Annotated in this window: 3 protein-coding genes; 2 read left to right on the top strand and 1 reads right to left on the bottom strand. The window is 54.9% G+C overall.

Annotated elements, in window-relative coordinates; all coding sequences use genetic code 11:
* The first annotated feature begins 887 nt into the window (after window positions 1-887).
* Window positions 888-1,586: a transposase gene (locus Y887_RS19365; protein ID WP_084726073.1), complete on the top strand. Its 699-nt coding sequence runs from the start codon at window positions 888-890 to the stop codon at window positions 1,584-1,586.
* A 59-nt stretch (window positions 1,587-1,645) separates the two neighbouring features.
* Here the strand turns inward: Y887_RS19365 and Y887_RS16105 are convergent, their stop codons facing one another.
* Window positions 1,646-2,140: a hypothetical protein gene (locus Y887_RS16105; RefSeq protein WP_146093470.1), complete on the bottom strand. Its 495-nt coding sequence runs from the start codon at window positions 2,138-2,140 to the stop codon at window positions 1,646-1,648.
* A gap of 122 nt (window positions 2,141-2,262) precedes the next feature.
* Here Y887_RS16105 and Y887_RS16100 point away from each other — a divergent pair.
* A partial coding sequence (locus Y887_RS16100; protein WP_046965312.1) for a transposase occupies window positions 2,263-2,452 on the top strand: 190 nt, incomplete at its 3' end.

Here is a 2,452-nt window from a genome sequence, read left to right as displayed (position 1 = left end):
TTGACTGGAACGCCTGCGTCAGCCTGCTTGAGCGTGGCGATGATCTGTGTCTCGGTGAACTTCGATGTGCGCATGGAACCTCCTGACTTGGGAACAATGCCAGAAAGATCTACTTATGCGGTGTCTGCCGATCGGGGGAGCTTACGGAGGTATTGGTGGTTTACGTGGATACAGAAGAAAAATTTGCACCTTAGTTTTAAGTCTGTTCTAGCGGGTCAGGTCAACCTGACCGCGTTAGTCTTAGCAATAAAATTCGTGACTGCAATATTCAGTCGGTCATGCAGCTACCTATCTCACTATTCACTCAAGCCGCCAGCGTTTTTTTCTGCACGGCCCAATGGGAGCGTTCACTCCATGGAAATCCTCTACTCGGGTACGGACAAGATACTCTGCGACTCGCTAACTTTGATGCTCACTGAATCTCGAATCGATCACGAGACTAGCAAGCGCTTGTACAGAGTGCAGATAAATGACGCCGATGAAGTGCATCAGGTTTTAGTTCATTGCAATGATTGGGACAGTGCAGCCCGACAGCTCGACATGCTTACCAGGAGGACGCAACACAACGAGGCACCCGCGTCAGTGAGTCCTGGATCGCGTCGCCAGTACGCTGCAGTGCTCATGATTGCTCTTGGAATCTCTGCCGGCCTTGCCGCTACAAAGCTACTACATAGCGCCCCCAACCCTTGCCTATTCTTACCGCAGCCCCATGCTCCCACCCGATAGACGACTGGTAGGTATGTCGTCGACGCCGGCAACGCAGCGATCAAGGTATCGGGCGCTAACGGGGTCAGGTTCACTTCCTACCCAAATGTCAGGCTACAGCCTCAACTTTCGACAGGGCTTCCTCGCTATCAGCACCAATGCCTGGCTGCGAGTCTTGTGCCATGGCCAGACTTCCACGCATCGACCTTCCCGGCATCCCGCAGCACATCGTGCAGCGCGGAAACAACCGCTTGCCGTGCTTTCTGGATGATGGCGATCGATTGCGCTATCTGCACCTGATACATGAGGCCCTGCACGCCACAGGCTGCCAGCTGCACGCTTACGTCTTGATGGACAACCATGTGCACTTGCTAGTCACGCCACCTGCAGCGGGACGCATCGGACAACTGATGCAACGGCTTGGGCGAAACTACGTCGCATTGTTCAATGGCCGCCACGGGCGCACGGGTACGCTATGGGAAGGTCGGTACAAAGCATGTCTTGTGGACAGTGCGGACTACGTTCTTCGCTGCTATCGCTACATTGAGCTCAATCCGGTGCGTGCTCGCCTGACCGACAACCCGGCGACGTATCGCTGGTCCAGCTGCCCAGCCAACCTAGGCCAACGCAAGCACTCCGCACTGACACCACATCCCTGTTGGCTTGCGCTTGGCAGCGACCCGATCGAGCGATCCAACGCCTACCGTGCTCTACTCGATGAAGCCCTCCCCGACGAACTGCTTACCAGCATCCGCCTTCATCTACAGCAGCAGCGAGCCCTGGGCCACGACGCATTCCGCGCAATGGTTGAAGCCAAGACCCGCCGCTTTGCGGGCGTAAGGCCCGCTCATCGGCCAGCCAAACCGAACACCGCCGACTGATAAGTTAACCTGACCCCGTTATTTAGACCCCGTTATTTACCCTCAGAAAGATGAGTCTCTTAGATGACCGGCTGCTTCAGCCATCCAGCTTGCATGACGCCAAGGTTGATCAGCTTAGTTACCAACCGCGCACCAGGCTCCAAGAGATGCCGTGTGTCCGCATCCCCGCCTGGATCTTCGGCAGAATTGGAGGCATAAATATGTCCATGGTGAGCAATAGCTGCCTCTATTAACCTCCGCCCTAACCCGCGCCTCTCAGCAAACTTTGCGACATGAATATAGTTGATCCATTTCCCCCCCTGGTTATCGACATAGATAGCGAGATAAGCAAACGTCCCGCTTTCGAGTGGGCCTGGCATGAAATTATCTCGCGAACGTAAGCCAAACCAAAGGTGATCGTCTTCTGCATCCAGCTGCAGATCGTAAAGCCAAGCGCCTGCTGGATAGCAGTCTTCGTCTGCAACAAAAGAATTCGTCCGCTTCATCAACCGACGTCGACCGGGCATTCTGGTGTAGAAATAGTTGGTGATCTTAGGTTGTTTGAAATCAGGCATGAGTGCTCCCTCCGTCTGAACATCATGCCCAACAAGCGTCTGCATAAACCCGACAATTTGTCTCTACGGGCACCCTGATGTGATACGCCCACGCTTCCCTAGACATCTCAGGGCCATAGAACATGGCCAATTCGGAGGTATCCAGGAGCAGCAAGCGGTATACAGCTGAGTTTAAGGTTGACGCGGTCCGGCAAGTGACCGATCGTGGCTTCAAGGTGATAGAGGTCGCCGAGCGCCTGGGGGTCACCACGCACAGCCTGTACGCTAACGGGGTCGTGTTCACTTCCTACTTATGTCGACTCCCCGTAATTC

It is taken from the genome of Xanthomonas pisi DSM 18956 (assembly GCF_001010415.1).
Classification (GTDB): domain Bacteria; phylum Pseudomonadota; class Gammaproteobacteria; order Xanthomonadales; family Xanthomonadaceae; genus Xanthomonas; species Xanthomonas pisi.
The sequence above is the reverse complement of the archived record's forward strand: the minus strand, read 5'-3'. Positions and strand labels throughout refer to the sequence as shown.